12 protein-coding genes and 1 pseudogene are annotated in these 14,716 nt (G+C 71.3%); 1 reads left to right on the top strand and 12 read right to left on the bottom strand.

Going from position 1 to position 14,716, the window contains the following annotated elements; translation table 11 throughout:
* Positions 1-16 precede the first annotated feature (16 nt).
* The 11 genes and pseudogenes from MAA44156_RS06675 to MAA44156_RS06625 all read right to left on the bottom strand — a co-directional run bounded on the left by MAA44156_RS06675 (position 17) and on the right by MAA44156_RS06625 (position 12,641).
* On the bottom strand, positions 17-1,213 hold the full coding sequence (locus MAA44156_RS06675) for an argininosuccinate synthase (protein ID WP_009977300.1): 1,197 nt from the start codon (positions 1,211-1,213) through the stop codon (positions 17-19).
* 27 nt (positions 1,214-1,240) lie between these two features.
* Complete coding sequence (locus MAA44156_RS06670; protein WP_003876280.1) at positions 1,241-1,735, bottom strand: arginine repressor; 495 nt, start codon at positions 1,733-1,735, stop codon at positions 1,241-1,243.
* Complete coding sequence (gene argF / locus MAA44156_RS06665; RefSeq protein WP_003876279.1) at positions 1,732-2,661, bottom strand: ornithine carbamoyltransferase; 930 nt, start codon at positions 2,659-2,661, stop codon at positions 1,732-1,734. Before argF ends, MAA44156_RS06670 begins: the two co-directional genes overlap by 4 nt.
* Positions 2,658-3,887, bottom strand: a complete 1,230-nt coding sequence (locus MAA44156_RS06660) for an acetylornithine transaminase (RefSeq protein WP_009977301.1) — start codon at positions 3,885-3,887, stop codon at positions 2,658-2,660. Before MAA44156_RS06660 ends, argF begins: the two co-directional genes overlap by 4 nt.
* 94 nt (positions 3,888-3,981) lie before the next feature.
* The gene (argB, locus tag MAA44156_RS06655; protein WP_009977302.1) at positions 3,982-4,869 is read right to left on the bottom strand and encodes an acetylglutamate kinase; all 888 of its coding nucleotides are present in this window, start codon (positions 4,867-4,869) and stop codon (positions 3,982-3,984) included.
* The gene (gene argJ / locus MAA44156_RS06650; RefSeq protein WP_009977303.1) at positions 4,866-6,080 is read right to left on the bottom strand and encodes a bifunctional glutamate N-acetyltransferase/amino-acid acetyltransferase ArgJ; all 1,215 of its coding nucleotides are present in this window, start codon (positions 6,078-6,080) and stop codon (positions 4,866-4,868) included. The genes argB and argJ overlap by 4 nt, the downstream gene beginning before the upstream one ends.
* Positions 6,077-7,136: pseudogene (gene argC / locus MAA44156_RS06645) on the bottom strand (N-acetyl-gamma-glutamyl-phosphate reductase). Before argC ends, argJ begins: the two are co-directional and overlap by 4 nt.
* Before the next feature lie 31 nt (positions 7,137-7,167).
* On the bottom strand, positions 7,168-9,654 hold the full coding sequence (pheT, locus tag MAA44156_RS06640) for a phenylalanine--tRNA ligase subunit beta (RefSeq protein ID WP_121035610.1): 2,487 nt from the start codon (positions 9,652-9,654) through the stop codon (positions 7,168-7,170).
* Complete coding sequence (pheS, locus tag MAA44156_RS06635) at positions 9,654-10,697, bottom strand: phenylalanine--tRNA ligase subunit alpha (RefSeq protein WP_009977305.1); 1,044 nt, start codon at positions 10,695-10,697, stop codon at positions 9,654-9,656. The genes pheT and pheS overlap by 1 nt, the downstream gene beginning before the upstream one ends.
* 195 nt (positions 10,698-10,892) lie before the next feature.
* Complete coding sequence (locus MAA44156_RS06630) at positions 10,893-11,711, bottom strand: rhomboid-like protein (RefSeq protein ID WP_009977306.1); 819 nt, start codon at positions 11,709-11,711, stop codon at positions 10,893-10,895.
* Between the two features lie 9 nt (positions 11,712-11,720).
* Entirely contained in the window at positions 11,721-12,641 is a 921-nt protein-coding gene (locus MAA44156_RS06625) for an adenylate/guanylate cyclase domain-containing protein (protein ID WP_003876271.1), read from the bottom strand.
* A 215-nt stretch (positions 12,642-12,856) separates the two neighbouring features.
* Between MAA44156_RS06625 and MAA44156_RS06620 the strand changes: the two genes are divergently transcribed.
* Positions 12,857-13,924 (top strand): oxygenase MpaB family protein, encoded by a 1,068-nt coding sequence (locus tag MAA44156_RS06620; protein ID WP_009977310.1) that lies wholly within the window; start codon positions 12,857-12,859, stop codon positions 13,922-13,924.
* Here MAA44156_RS06620 and MAA44156_RS06615 read toward each other — a convergent pair.
* A complete protein-coding gene (locus MAA44156_RS06615; protein ID WP_009977312.1) occupies positions 13,911-14,702 on the bottom strand; it encodes a TrmH family RNA methyltransferase in 792 nt (263 codons plus the stop codon). The genes MAA44156_RS06620 and MAA44156_RS06615 overlap by 14 nt on opposite strands.
* Positions 14,703-14,716 lie beyond the last annotated feature (14 nt).

Raw genomic sequence — 14,716 nt, 5'->3', positions numbered from 1 at the left:
CCTCTTGCGGGAAAGCTCACCGCTGGTCCCGGCGGGAGGCGATCTTCGACGACAGCCCGTGCACGTAGACGAAACCCTTCGCCGCCGACTGGTCGAAGCTGTCGCCCTCGTCGTAGGTGGCCAGGTTGAAGTCGTAGAGCGATTCGGCGCTGCGCCGGCCGTTGACCGCAATGTGGCCGCCGTGCAACACCATTCGGATCTCGCCGGTGACGTGCTCCTGGGTCTTGTCGACGAAGCTTTCCAGCGCAGCCTTCAGCGGCGAATACCACAACCCGTCGTACACCAGCTCGGCCCAGCGCTGATCGGTGTGCCGCTTGAACCGGCCCAGCTCCCGCTCCAGCGTGACGTGCTCGAGCTCGGTGTGCGCGGTGATGAGCACCATGGCGCCGGGCGCCTCGTAGATCTCGCGGCTCTTGATGCCCACCAGCCGGTCCTCCACGACGTCCAGGCGCCCCACCCCCTGGGCGCCGGCGCGGGCGTTGAGTTCCTCGATGGCGCCCAGCACCGACACCGGCTTGCCGTCGATGGACACCGGAACCCCGCGCTCGAACCCGACGATCACCTCGTCGGGGGTGCTCCAGTTCAGCGTGGGGTCCTCGGTGTAGGCGTAGACGTCCTTGGTGGGCGCGTTCCAAAGGTGTTCCAGGAAACCGGTTTCCACCGCGCGACCCCACACGTTCTGGTCGATGGAGAACGGCGAGCGTTTGGTCACGTTGATCGGGATGGCGTTCTCCTCGGCGAACGCGATCGCCTTCTCCCGCGTCCACGCGTAATCGCGCACCGGGGCCAGCACCTCGAGATCCGGTGCCAGCGAAGCGAATCCGACCTCGAAGCGGACCTGGTCGTTGCCCTTGCCGGTGCAGCCGTGCGCGACGATGCTGCCGCCGTGCTCGCGGGCCGCGGCCACCAGGTGCTTGACGATCAGCGGCCGGCTGATCGCCGACACCAGCGGGTAGCGGTCCATGTAGAGGGCGTTGTTGCGGATGGTGGGCAGGCAATAGCCCTCGGCGAATTCGTCGCGGGCGTCCACGACGACGGCCTCCACCGCGCCGCAGTCCAGGGCGCGCTGGCGGATGACCTCCATGTCTTCGCCGCCCTGGCCGAGGTCGATCGCCACCGCTACGACCTCACGGCCGGTCTCCTTGCCGATCCAGCTGATGGCCACCGAGGTGTCCAGACCGCCGGAATACGCCAGGATGACGCGTTCTGACATGAACCAATCTCCTTAAGTTGAACCGCTTTAGGTGAGTTTTTCCAATGTGTCGGCCAACTCCGCGCCCGTCATCGGATCGCGGGCGGCGACGAACACGGTGTCGTCGCCGGCGATGGTGCCGACGACGTACGGTAGCGCCGCCCGGTCGATGGCGCTGGCCAGGTAGTCGGCGGCGCCCGGCGGAGTGCGCAGCACCGCGAGGTTCGCGCTGGCGTCGGCCGAGACCAGCAGCTCGCTCAGCAACCGGGAAAGCCGTGCGGTGCCGCCCGATACGCCGCGCACCGGGCTGCCGTCCTCGGGGACCATGTAGACGCCGACCCCGCCGTCGGCGCCGCGCAGTTTGACCGCGCCCAGCTCCTCGAGGTCGCGCGACAGGGTGGCCTGGGTGACCTCGATGCCCTCGTCGGCCAGCAGCGCCGCCAGCTCGCTCTGGCTGCGCACCTGCGCCGACGACAGGATCGCCACGATGCGGGCCTGCCGGGCGGCCCGGGTGGTTTCGGTGGTGCTCTTCGAGCGGGTCATGACTGCCGCTCCAAAAGCCAGGTGAGCAGCGCCTTTTGCGCGTGCAACCGGTTTTCGGCCTCGTCCCAGACGACGCTGGACGGCCCGTCCATCACCTCGTCGGTGATCTCCTCGCCGCGGTGGGCCGGAAGGCAGTGCAGCACAATGGCTTCCGGATCCGCGAGGGACACCAGGTCGGCGTTGAGCTGATACGGCCAAAACGGTGTGCGGCGGTCCAGGCCGTCGTCCTCCTGCCCCATCGACGTCCAGGTGTCGGTGACCAGGACGTCGACACCGCGCGCGGCCGCCCGCGCGTCGGTGGTGAGAGTGACCGTGGCGCCGGTGCTTTCGGCGCGCCGCCGCGCCGCCGCCACGAATTCCGGTGCGGGGGTGAAGCCGTCCGGGGCGGCGATGGTGACGTGGATGCCGGCCGTGACCCCGCCCAGCATCAGCGAGTGGGCCATGTTGTTGGCGCCGTCACCGAGGTAGCACATCCGCAGGCCGCTCAGCGACCCCTTGTGCTCGGCGATGGCCTGTAGGTCGGCGAGCACCTGGCAGGGATGGAACTCGTCGGAGAGCGCGTTGATCACCGGCACGGTCGCGGCGCCGGCCATCGCCTCGAGGCGCTGCTGCTCGAACGTCCGCCACACGATGGCCTCGACGTAGCGGGACAGCACCCGGGCGGTGTCCTCCAGCGTCTCGTCGCGGCCCAGCTGGGTGCTGCGGGCGTCGACGACCACGGCGTGCCCGCCGAGCTGGGCGATGCCCACCTCGAACGAGAACCGGGTGCGGGTGGAGTTCTTGTCGAAGAGCACCGCGACCCCGCGCGGGCCCTCCAGCGGGCGCGCGCTGAACGGGTCCTTCTTCAGCTCGGCGGCCAGCGCCAAAACCTCGGCCTGCTCGGCCGGCGACAGGTCGTCGTCGCGCAGGAAATGCCGGGGGGTCATGCCGCGGCCCTGTCGAGAATGCCGGGCAGCGCGGCGATGAAGCCGTCGATCTGGGCCTCGGTGACGATCAGCGGCGGCGCCAGCCGGATGACGCCGGGGGCGGCGGCGTTCACCAGGAATCCGGCCTCGCGGGCGGCCGCCTCGGCGTCCTTGGCGCGCGGCGCGGTCAGCACCACCCCGCACAGCAGTCCGCGCCCGCGCACGTGGTCGACCAGCGGATGGCCGAGCCCCTCGATGCCCTGGTGCAGCGACTTGCCCAGCACCTCGGCGTGCCGGACCAGGTTCTCCGAAGCCAGCACCCGCAACACCGCGAGCGCCGCGGCCGCGCACACCGGGTTGCCGCCGAAGGTGCTGCCGTGCAGGCCCGGGGTCAGCAGGTCGGCGGCCGGACCGACGGCCAGGCAGGCGCCGATCGGCAGGCCGCCGCCGAGCCCCTTGGCCAGCGTCACCACGTCGGGGGTGATGCCGTCGTGCTGATGGGCGAAAAACGTTCCGGTGCGGCCCATTCCGGTCTGCACCTCGTCGAGCACCAGCAGCGCGCCGTGCCGTGCGGTGATGTCGCGGGCGGCGGCCAGGTATCCCTCGGGTGGGACGACGACGCCGCTCTCCCCCATGATCGGTTCCAAAAACACCGCGGCGGTGCCGTCGTCGACCGTGGCGGCCAGCGCCTCGGCGTCGCCGTAGGGCACGTGCGTGACGTCGCCGGGCAGCGGCGCGAACGGCGCCTGCTTGCTGGGCTGACCGGTCAGCGCGAGCGAACCCATGGTCCGGCCGTGGAAGGCCTCTTGTGCCGCAACGAGTTTGGTGCGGCCGGTGAGCCGCGACAGCTTGAACGCGACCTCGTTGGCCTCGGTTCCGGAGTTGCAGAAGAACACCCGCGTCGTGCACGCGGATTCGGTGCCGCCGGATTCGTGGCCGGCTGGTTCGTGGCCGGCGCCCAGCAGGGCCACCAGTTCCTCGGCCAGCGCCAGACTCGGTTCGGTGGCATACAGATTCGAGGTGTGGCCCAGCGTCGACAGCTGCTTCGTGACGGCCTCGATGATCGCGGGGTGGCGATGGCCCAGCACGTTGACCGCGATGCCGCCGAGCAGATCGAGGTAGGTGTTGCCGTCGACGTCGGTGACCACGGCGCCGTCGCCGCTGGCCAGCGCGACCGGCGGGGTGCCGTAGTTGTGCATCATCACGGCCTCCCAGCGCCGCCGCAGCGCGTCCGTGTTTGTCACCATCGCCGATCCCCCTTCCCGAGCGTCACGCTGGGGTGGTTCTCGGCGCCCAACGCCACGCTGGCGTGACGCTCGGCGGCTGGCAAGGCACCCTTCGTCACGAGCTCACCACCTTGGTGCCGGTGCCCGCGTCGGTGAAAAGCTCCACCAGCACACAGTGTTCGACCCGCCCGTCGATGACGTGCGCGCTGGGCACGCCCGCGGACACCGCCCGCAGACACGCCTCGACCTTGGGGATCATGCCCGCCTCCAGCGTGGGTAGCAGTTGGGACAGTGTGGCCGTGTCGATCTCGCTGACCAGCGAATCACGGTTGGGCCAGCTGGTGTACAGGCCCTCGACATCGGTGAGCATCAGCAGCTTCTCGGCGCCCAGGGCTTCGGCCAGCGCCGCCGCCGCGGTGTCGGCGTTGATGTTGTGCACCACCCCTTCGGCGTCCGGGGCCAGCGTCGACACCACCGGAATGCGCCGCGCCGCAATCAAATCCAGCACCGCAGCGGCGTTGACCCGCTCCACGTCGCCCACCAGGCCGATGTCGGTGGTCACGCCGTCCACGGTGACGCTGCGCCGCACGGCGGTGAACAGCTGGGCGTCCTCGCCGGTGATGCCGACCGCGTACGGGCCGTGCGCGTTGATCAGGTTGACCAGTTCGCGGCCGACCTGGCCGAACAGCACCATCCGCGCCACGTCGAGCACTTCCGGTGTGGTGACCCGGAATCCGCCCTTGAAGTCGCCAGGGATGCCTAGCCGGCGCAGCATCGCGGTGATCTGCGGCCCGCCGCCGTGCACGACGACGGGGTGGATGCCGCAGTTGCGCAGGAACGCCATGTCGGCGGCGAAGGCGCGCCGCAGGGTGTCGTCGGTCATGGCGTTGCCGCCGTACTTGACCACCACAATCTTGCCGTGCAGCTGCTTGAGCCAGGGCAGCGCTTCGGCCAGCACCTGCGCCTTGACCGCGGTGGGCAGCGCTTCGGTCGAGGGCGTCATGAGCTGTAGGCCGAATTCTCTTCGACGTAGCCGTGCGACAGGTCGGTGGTGCGGATGGTGGCCCGCCCGTCGCCGAGCCGCAGGTCGACGGTGATGTCGATGTCGGGCCCGGACAGGTCCACCTCCCGCGCGCCGGGTGTGCCGACGCCGTCGGCGAAGACCGCGGAACCGTTGAACGACACCGTCATCCGGTCGGGATCCAGCGCGATCGGCGCGATGCCGACGGCGGCGACCACCCGGCCCCAGTTGGGGTCGGAGCCGAACACCGCCGTCTTGACCAGGCTGTCGCGGGCGATGGTCCGGGCGGCGACGACGGCGTCGTCGTCACTGGCCGCGCCGGTGACGGTGACGTTGACACGTTTGGTGACGCCCTCGGCGTCGGCCTGCAGCTGAGCGCACAGGTCATCGCAGACCCGCAGCACCGCGTCGTCGAGATCGGCCTGCGCCGGCGTGATCGCGCTGGCTCCGGAGGCCAGCAGCAGCACCGTGTCGTTGGTCGAACACGCGCCGTCGATGTCGAGCCGGTCGAAGGTGGCGGCGGTGGCGCGGCGCAGCGCGGTGTCCAGCGCCACCGGGTCGACGGCCGCGTCGGTGGTGAGCACGCACAGCATGGTGGCCAGCGACGGCGCGATCATGCCCGCGCCCTTGGCCATCCCGCCGACGGTCCAGTTGCCGGGATGGTGCAGCGCAACCTGTTTGGGCACGGTGTCGGTGGTCATGATGGCCTGCGCGGCGTCGTCGCCGCCGGACAGGCCGCCAGCCATGTCCTGCACGATGGTGCGCACCCCGGCGAGCAGCTTGTCCATCGGCAGCCGGTCGCCGATCAGCCCGGTGGAGCACACCGCGACCTCGATGGCGCCGGTCTCGGTGCCCCAGTCCGACAGCGCGGCGGCGACGGCTTCGGCGGTGGCGTGGGCGTCCTGGAAGCCGCCCGGCCCGGTGCAGGCGTTGGCGCCGCCCGAGTTCAGGATGACGGCGCGCAACGCGCCGGTGGTCACCACCTGCTGGCTCCACAGCACCGGCGCGGCCTTGACCTTGTTGCGGGTGAACACGCCGGCGGCGCCGTAGTCGGGTCCCTCGTTGAAGACCAGGGCCAGGTCGCGCTTGCCCGACGCCTTGATCCCCGCGGCGATGCCGGCGGCCCGGAAGCCGGCCGGCGCGGTGACGCCCTGTTCGCGCAGCAGCCGCGCCGCGTTCACCGTCTCGGTCACGGCGCCACCCCGATCACCGAAAGTCCTTGTGTCTCCGGCCAACCCAGCGCCAGGTTCATCGACTGCACGGCCGCCCCGGCGGTTCCCTTGACCAGGTTGTCGATCGCGGCGATCGCCACCAGCACGCCCGCCGCCTCGTCCACCGCCACCGCGATGTGCGCCGCGTTGCTGCCGATCACCGCCCCGGTCCGCGGCAGCTGTCCCTCGGGCATCAGGTAGATGAAAGGCTCTGCGTCATAAGTCTTTTCGTATGCGGCCCGAAGCGCCGACAACGGCGCGGTGGTGCGGGCGGTGCAGGTGGCCAGGATGCCGCGCGAGGTCGGGATCAGCACCGGGGTGAACGACACCGTGACGTCGCGTCCGGACACGGCCGCCAGGCCCTGGGCGATCTCGGGGGTGTGCCGGTGCGCCCCGGCGATGTTGTAGGCCCGCGCCGACCCGATGACCTCCGAGCCCAGTAGGTCGGTCTTGGCGGCGCGACCGGCTCCGGAGGTGCCGCTGACGGCGACCACGGTGACGGCGGGCTCGATCAGGTCCTCGGCCATCGCGGGCAGCAGGGCCAGCAGCGCCGCGGTCGGGTAGCAGCCCGGCACCGCGATCCGGCGGGCGCCGCGCAGCCGCTCGCGCGCCCCGGGCAGCTCCGGGAGCCCGTAGGGCCAACTGCCGGCGTGCGGCGCGCCGTAGAACCGTTCCCAGGCGGCGGCGTCGGTCAGCCGGAAGTCCGCGCCGCAGTCGACGATCAGCGTGTCGGCGCCGAGCTGGTCGGCCAGCGCCGCCGAATGTCCGTGCGGCAACGCCAGAAACACCACGTCGTGGCCGGCCAGCACGGCGGCGTCGGTGGGCTCCAGCACGCGCTGGGCCAACGGCGTCAGGTGCGGGTGATGCTCGCCGAGCGGGCTGCCGGCGCTGGCCGCGGCGGTCACCGCGCCGATCGTCAGCCGCCCCTGGGCGTAAGCCGGGTGCCCGAGCAGCAGGCGTAGGATTTCACCGCCCGCATAGCCGCTGGCACCGGCTACCGCCACCCTCATCACGTCGGCCATTTCGACGATTCTGCATGGTTATGCAGTACTTTGCAAATCCATTCCATCTAGGTGCGCAGCTCGGCGCCGACCGCCTCGGCGGCCCGGCGCACCGCGGCGTCGCGGGCCGCGGTGGCGTCATCCTCGGTCAGGGTCCGGTCCGGCGCACGGAACCGCAGTGCGAAGGTCAGCGACTTGCGGTGCTCGCCGAGCTGCGGCCCGGTGAAAACATCGAACAACTGCAGGTCTTCCAGCAGGTCCCCGGCGCCCTCGCGGACGGCGTCGGCCACCGCCTGGGCCGGCACGTCGGCGGCCACCACCAGGCTGACGTCCTGAAACACCGCCGGGAACGGCGAGACGCGGGGGGCGGGCAGCGTCGCGACGAGGGGTATCGCGTCCAGGTCGAGTTCCAGCGCGCAGGTGCCCCTGGGCAGGCCGGCGCGTTCGACCACCGCCGGATGCAGCTGGCCGGCGTACCCCACCGGGGTGTCGCCGACGAGCACCTCGGCGCATCGGCCCGGATGCCACGGCAGCTGCTGCGCGGCGCGCAACCGCACGTCCACGCCGGCGGCCCGGGCGATGACGCGCACCGCCTCGAACGCGTCGGCGGCCTCGGCGCGACGGCCCGGCCCCCACGGGCCGCGTTGTTCGCGCAGGCCGGTCAGCACCGCGGCGACGTGCTGGGGTTGCCGCGGCAACGACGCGTCCAGGACCGCGATCTCGGCGTCGGTGGGCCGGCGGTCGACCGGAATGAACTGCACCGCACGGGTTTCCGCTGTCGGCTGCACCACCTGCGCCAGCGCGTAGAGGGAGACGTCGACCAGGCCGCGAGACACGTTGCGCACCAAGGCTTCCAGCAGTGCGGGCAGCAGCGTGGTGGCCAGATGCGGGCGGTCGGACTCCAGCGGGTTGAGTACCTGGGTGGTGACGCGCCGCGGGTCGTCGTCCGGCAGTCCCCACACGTCGAACACGCCCGCCGGCAGGAACGGGGTGGGCAGGATCTCGACGTAACCGGACTGGGCCAGCGACCGCCCGATGGCGCGGCGGCGGCGCTGCGCGGCGGACAGGCCGCGGCCGCCCGGCGCCGACGGCAGCACCGATCCGATCACCTCGAGGCCCTCCAGCCGCAGCACCTCCTCGACCAGGTCGGCCGGCTGCAGCAGGTCGGGCCGCCAGCTGGGCGGGACCACCGTCAACGTGCCGCCGTCGGCGGTGACCGCGGCGCCGATCTGGGCGAGCCGCTTGGCCGCGGTGCCCGGCGGGTAGGTGACCCCGGCGAGGCGGTCGGGCAGGTCGGCGGGCATCTGGATGGCCGGCGGTGACCAGCCGTCGCACGCCGGCTCGCCGCGCCAATCGGTCAACGCCTCCGACACCGTGCCGCCGGCGATGCCGGCGAGCAGCGCGGCGCACCGGTCCAGCGCGGCCACCGAGATCGCCGGATCCACCCCGCGCTCGTAGCGGCGGGCGGCTTCGCTGGGCAGGTGCAACCTGCGCTGGGTGCGCGACACCGCGGCCGGGTCCCACACCGCGGCCTCGAGCAGCACGTCGGTGGAATCGGCGCGCACCTCGGTGCTGGCCGCGCCCATCACGCCGCCGATCGCCGCGGTCGCCGCGTCGTCGACGATCAGGACGTCGACGGGTTCGAGCTTGCGCTCGATGTCGTCGAGGGTGACGACGGTCTCGCCGGGCCGGGCGAAGCGCACGCCGAGCCCGCCGCTGATCCGGTTGCGGTCGTGGGCGTGCATGGGGTGGCCGAGCTCGAGCATCACGTAGTTGGTCACATCGACCGCCGGCGAGGTGGCGCGGATGCCCGACAGCAACAGCCGGCGCTGCAGCCACCACGGCGATACCGCCGCCGGGTCGATGCCGGTGACCGGGCGCAGCGCGAACCGCCGCACCCCGGTGTCGGGCTGCACCGTCAGCGGCCAGGCCTCGCCGTCGACCGGCAGCGGCTTGACATCCGCGGGGTCGACGAATTCCAGGTCGTAGGCGCAGGCGATCTCGCGCGCCAGGCCGCGCAACGACATGCAGTAGCCGCGGTCGGGGGTGATCGCCAGGTGGAAGATCACGTCGTCGAGTCCCAGCACCGCGGCGCCGTCGGCGCCCGGTTCGGCGGTGCCCGGCGGCAGCACCAGGATCCCGGAATGGTCGGCGCCCAGGCCGAGTTCGGCCGCCGAGCAGATCATTCCGTCCGAATTGCGGCCGTAGGTTTTGCGCGCGGTGATGGCGAACCCGCCCGGCAGCGTGGTGCCGGGCAACGCCACCACCACCAGGTCCCCTGCTACGAAATTTGTTGCGCCGCAGACGATTTCACGGTCAACGTCGTCGCCGACGTCGACATGGCAGAACTGGATCGGCTTCTTGAAGCCGGTCAGCTCTTCGATGTCGGTGACCCGGCCGACGGTCAGCGGGCCGTCCACCGGCCCCAGCTCGATGACCTCTTCGACCTCGTGGCCGATGCGGATCAGGGTCTGTTCCAGCTCGGCGGGGGCGACGTCCCAGTCCGGCGCCCCGGCGGCCACGACCTCGCGCAACCAGCTGTACGGAACGCGCATCAGGCGCCCACCCCGAACGGCAGCGAGAACCGCATGTCGCCCTCGACCATGTCACGCATGTCCGGAATCCCGTTGCGGAACTGCAGGGTTCGCTCCAGGCCCATTCCGAATGCGAACCCGGAGTAGACGTCCGGGTCGATTCCGGCGGCCCGCAACACATTTGGATGCACCATTCCGCAGCCGCCCCACTCCACCCAGCCGGCGCCGCCCTTCTTGCCGACGAACCACACGTCCACCTCGGCGGAGGGTTCGGTGAACGGGAAGAAGTGCGGCCGGATCCGGGTCCGCGCCTGCGGGCCGAATTCGGCTCGCGCGAACGCGTCCAGCGTTCCGCGCAGGTGCGCCATGGACAGGCCGCGGTCCACGGCCAGGCCCTCGACCTGGTGGAAGACCGGGGTGTGGGTGGCATCGAGTTCGTCGGTGCGGAAGGTGCGCCCGATCGAGATGACGTAGACCGGCAGCTCGCGGGCGAGCAGCGTGCGCACCTGCACCGGCGAGGTGTGGGTGCGCAACAGCTGCCGGGAACCCTCCGGCGCGATGTAGAAGGTGTCCTGTTCGCTGCGCGCCGGGTGGTCGGCGGGGAAGTTGAGCGCGTCGAAGTTGAACTGCTCGGCTTCCACCTCGGGCCCCTCGGCCAGTTCCCAGCCCATCGCGATGAAGGTGTCGGCGATGTGTTCGGCCAGGATCGTGATGGGATGCCGGGCGCCGACCGGCTGCCGGGTCGACGGCAGGGTGACGTCGATGCGTTCGGCGACCAGCACCGCGGCGTCGCGTTCGGCGCGCAACTCGGCCAGGCGTTCGTCGTAGGCCTGCTGGGCCTGCGCGCGTGCGGCGTTGACCCGCTTGCCCGCGTCGGCGCGCTGGTCCTTGGGGACGCCGCCGAGCGCCTGGCGGGCCAGGGCCAGCGGCGCCCGGTCACCGAGGTGCTCGGTCTTTAGGCGCGCCAACGCGTCGAGGTCGCCGGCCCGGGCGAAGGCCTGCCGGGCGGCGCCGACCGCCTCGGCCAACGCTGTTTCCGACAGGTCCACGGGTTGATCACCCACGCGGCGACACTCTCCTTGCTGACGAGGCTCTACGGGCTGCCCGCATCGGCGCCGCGCTGGGTTCGATTCGCCCGGCTCCTCCTCGGTCGCTACGCGAACCGCATCGTCGCCGGGCTGGGCACGATGGTGATTCCGCGCGGCACGGGTCGAGTGCTGATCATAGTGATGCGCTGCGTGCCGCCGCGGCGACGGTCGTCAGCCGGCTACGGCCGGCTGCGGGCCGGTCAGCGGGTCGTCGCCGTCGAGCGGGGTGACCGCCAGGCCGCGGCCGGTGTACGCCTTGGCCGCCGCGTAGGCCACGGCGGCGCCCAGCAGACCGAACACCGGCGTGGCCGCCATGGTTCCCCAATGGTGGGCCAGCATCAAAAAGCCGAAGCCCGAGGACGCCGCCAGCATCAGGTAGCGCGCCGGCGTCCAGTGGATCGGCTGGCGGAACCGCGCCGACACCAGCACGCCCAGGATCACCGCGACGGTGTGACCGGCATCGGTGAAGTCGCCGCCGACGATCGCCGAGGCGATGCCCGCCGCCACCCACCAGCCGACCCAGGCGGCCCGCCAGCGCGCCGGGATCACCGCCGTCATCGCGCCCAGCACCGCCAGCGCGCCGTAGCTCATCCCCACGTCACTGGCCCGGGTGATCGACACGGGCAGCCAGCCGAACTCGACCGACGCTGCCAGCGCGGCGGCCACCAGCAGCGTCGCGCCGATGTGGCCGACCAGAAACGCCACCACCAGCCGGATGGTGCGCAGGTGCAGCTCCGCCAGCGCCAGCAGACAGGTCAGAAAGGGCAGCCAGAAGTAGAGCGGTCCGGCGTCGACGACCAGCGCGCTGCCCAGCAGCGTGCCCAGGTGGCCGTGCGACAGGTTGTGCAGGTTGGTGCTGGCGCGCTGCACGATGACGTCATGCGCCTGCGGGCCGAGCACCAAGATGGCGCAGCTGATGGCCAGCAGCAGCGCCGCATACCCCACGGTGAATTGGACCCGGGCCAGCCGGGACACGATGCCCCCAATCATTGGCACCCATTATGGCTGCGGTTTCGTCTCGTCCGTGTCATCGGAGGCTGACAACTCCTTAAGAGTCTTGAGGCGATATATCGCCAAGTCGGCGGGCATGCCGGCGGGCTTGGGTCCGAAAACCGGTTTGCGGGTGCGTTTGGCCTCGACGCCCAACGCGTCCAACTCGCTTTGCGGTATGTGGTCCAACGTGGAACTCGACACCATGATTCCACCCTTGGTGGCCCGTTCCATAACCCGTGCGGCGATGTTCACATCCACACCCAGCCAATCCGAGGCCAGCCGCTGCGGGCGGCCGGTGTGGATGCCGACCCGCATCCGCGGTGTGTAGCCGGCCACCTCGACCGATCTCAGCGCCTCCTTGGCGGCCAGCACGGCCCGCACGGCGACGGTCGGATCGCCGAACACGGCCATCAGCCCGTCGCCCATCCGCTTGACGATGTGCCCGCCGGCGTCCAGCAGCGGTGGTTCGACGGCGCGGGCCACCTGGCGCAGCAGCGCCAGGGCGGCGTCGTCGCCCGCCTGCAACGACCAGGTGGAGAACCCGACCAGGTCGGTGAAGACCAACGTCACCTCCGGATTGGCCGGACGACGCGAGATGCCCTCGGTCAGCGCCTGCCACACCTGCAGCACCCCGAGGCTGACCTCACGCGACACCGCGTCGCGGTCCCCCAGTAGCCGGTCGGCCGCGCGGGCCGCGGCGCGCGGGCCGCCGTCGCCGGCGGTGGACAGCGGATCGCCGAAGTCGGGGTCGCCCGGCAGCAACCGGCGCGCACGCCGGACCAGGGCCACCGCCCCGGGGCTGTGGTTTCGGTTGTGCAGCCACTGGGTCGCGTTGTGCACCGACAGTGCGGTGCGTCGCGAAGCCGACTGCGCCGCCGCGGATTCCTCGGGCTCGCCCGGATCCAGATCGCGACGCGCGAGTTCCACCTGGCCAGGTTATTTGCTTTCGTCGACGCCAGGCAACGACGGCCGCGTCGCATGTGTCGCAGCTCGCATTCGCACGGGGTGGGGCACGGGCGTCGATCACGGGAGCGGCACACCGGCGTGGAACCCCGATAACACTCCCCGGACACGGCACCGAAATCATAGACAACACGCGTTGTCAAAAGTTATCGTGAGCGCAACTGGCGCAGGAGGCCGCGATGACTGGCAGATCGACCACAGCCGCTGATCCGCTCGGACCAGATTCCCTGACCTGGAAGTACTTTGGCGATCTGCGCACCGGAATGATGGGCGTGTGGATCGGCGCCATCCAGAACATGTATCCCGAACTCGGCGCCGGCGTGCAAGAGCATTCGATCCTGCTGCGCGAGCCGCTGCAGCGGGTGGCCCGGTCGGTCTACCCGATCATGGGTGTGGTCTACGACGGCGACCGGGCGCCGCAGACCGGCCGGCAGATCACCAGCTACCACCACACCATCAAGGGGACCGACGCCTCGGGGCGCCGGTACCACGCGCTCAACCCGGACACCTTCTACTGGGCGCACGCCACGTTTTTCATGCTCATCATCAAGGTGGCCGAGTACTTCTGCGGCGGCCTGACCGAGGCCGAGAAGCGGCAGCTGTTCGACGAGCACGTGCAGTGGTACCGGATGTACGGGATGAGCATGCGCCCGGTGCCCAAGTCGTGGGAGGAATTCCAGGAGTACTGGGAGCGCACCGGCCGCGAGGTCCTCGAGATCAACCAGGCGACGCTGGACATCTTCCGGATGCGCATCCCCAAACCGAAGTTCGTGTTGATGCCGACCCCGCTGTGGGACCAGCTGTTCCGGCCGCTGGTGGCCGGCCAGCGCTGGATCGCGGCCGGGTTGTTCGAGCCCGCGGTGCGCGAGAAGGCCGGCATGCACTGGACGCCGGGCGACGAAGTGCTGTTGCGCCTGTTCGGCAAGATCGTCGAACTGGCCTTCCTGGCGGTGCCCGACGAGATCCGGCTGCACCCGCGGGCGCTGGCCGCCTACCGGCGCGAACAGGGACGGCTGCCCAGCGACGCGCCGCTGGTGGAGGCCCCGCCGTTCATGGCGCCGCCGCGGGACCGGCGCGGACTGCCGATGCACTACTTCCCGCCGCCACCCAGGTTGCCGTTCGACCCGGCCTTGCAGCCCGCGCGGGCGCTGATGGAACGCGCCGGATCGCTGGTGCACACCACGTTGTCGCTGGCCGGCCTGCGCGCCGGGCGAGGCCGGCCGAAACGACCGGTCAGGGCCGCATGAACAGCTCCAGCGCCCGCGCGCTCTGGTAGAGGCAGATCGCCGCGGCCGAGGCCACGTTCAGGCTCTCCGCGCCGCCGGCCATCGGGATGCGCACCCGGTGATCGGCCGCCGCCGCGACTTCGCTTGGCAGACCGTGTGATTCGGGGCCGAACAGCCAGGCCGTCGGCTTGGCCAGCAGTTCACCCGCCCGATCCAGGCGCACCTCGCCGTCCACGGTGGTGGCCAGCAGCTGCAGGCCGGCCTCGCGCACCGCGGCGACGGCCTCGCGCAGGTCCGGCGCGGCGACCACCGGGACGGAGAAGATGCTGCCGGCCGATGCGCGCAGGCATTTGCCGTTGTACGGGTCGACGCTGTGGCCGGCCAGCAGCACGCCGGCCGCGCCCATGGCGTCGGACAGCCGAATCAGGGTGCCGGCGTTGCCCGGCTCGCTGATCTGGACCGCGACCGCGATGAGCCGCGGCGACCCGGCCAGCACGTCGCGCAGGCCGGTGGCCGGCAGGTCGCACACCGCGACCAGCCCGGCCGGGGTGACGGTGTCGGAGAGCGCCTTGGCGGCGCGCTCGGTGATCAGATGGACCGGGCAGTCCAGCGCCGCCAGCAGCGGCGCATACCGCTGCTGCGCGGCTTCGGTGACGAAGACGTCGCGGACCAGGCCGCGGCCCGCGGCCGCCTCGACCAGGTTGGGGCCCTCGGCCAGGAACCGGGCGGCCCGGCGCCGGCCGACGTGGCGGTGCAGTTTGGCCGCCGCGGCGACCCTGCCCGAACGTTCGGTCAGCACCCTGCGGCGTCCCC

The sequence above is a fragment of the Mycobacterium avium subsp. avium genome (genome assembly GCF_009741445.1).
GTDB classification, from domain to species: Bacteria; Actinomycetota; Actinomycetes; order Mycobacteriales; family Mycobacteriaceae; genus Mycobacterium; species Mycobacterium avium.
This window is presented reverse-complemented; position numbering and strand designations above follow the sequence as displayed.

Bases quoted from the DNA above. Each gene is read 5' to 3' on its own strand.
- MAA44156_RS06675 (WP_009977300.1), bottom strand. From the start codon at position 1,213: ATGTCAGAACGCGTCATCCTGGCGTATTCCGGCGGTCTGGACACCTCG.
- MAA44156_RS06670 (WP_003876280.1), bottom strand. From the start codon at position 1,735: ATGACCCGCTCGAAGAGCACCACCGAAACCACCCGGGCCGCCCGGCAG.
- argF (WP_003876279.1), bottom strand. From the start codon at position 2,661: ATGACCCCCCGGCATTTCCTGCGCGACGACGACCTGTCGCCGGCCGAG.
- MAA44156_RS06660 (WP_009977301.1), bottom strand. From the start codon at position 3,887: ATGGTGACAAACACGGACGCGCTGCGGCGGCGCTGGGAGGCCGTGATG.
- argB (WP_009977302.1), bottom strand. From the start codon at position 4,869: ATGACGCCCTCGACCGAAGCGCTGCCCACCGCGGTCAAGGCGCAGGTG.
- pheT (WP_121035610.1), bottom strand. From the start codon at position 9,654: ATGCGCGTTCCGTACAGCTGGTTGCGCGAGGTCGTGGCCGCCGGGGCG.
- MAA44156_RS06630 (WP_009977306.1), bottom strand. From the start codon at position 11,711: ATGATTGGGGGCATCGTGTCCCGGCTGGCCCGGGTCCAATTCACCGTG.
- MAA44156_RS06620 (WP_009977310.1), top strand. From the start codon at position 12,857: ATGACTGGCAGATCGACCACAGCCGCTGATCCGCTCGGACCAGATTCC.